The 257-nt window shown below is 40.9% G+C and carries 1 protein-coding gene; it reads left to right on the plus strand.

The window, feature by feature from the left end; all coding sequences use genetic code 11:
* The coding region (locus A3762_RS07090; RefSeq protein WP_156493316.1) for an AAA family ATPase at nucleotides 1–257 on the plus strand (257 nt) is incomplete at both ends.

The following is a 257-nucleotide window of genomic DNA, read 5'->3' on the forward strand; positions in this document are numbered from 1 at the left end:
TGAAGGGTAAACTGTGGGAAGCATTCGAGGCAGAAGAGCGTGTCATTCTGTTGATCGATGAAATCGACAAAGCTGATATTGAATTTCCAAATGACCTCTTACTTGAGATCGACAAAATGGAGTTTTATGTTTACGAAACACAAGAGCGAATCGTAGCTAAAAATCGCCCAATTGTTCTCATCACGAGTAATAACGGAAAAGAACTTCCTGATGCATTCTTGCGCCGCTGCTTCTTTCACTACATTGATTTCCCTGAT

The sequence above is a fragment of the Oleiphilus sp. HI0125 genome (assembly GCF_001635355.1).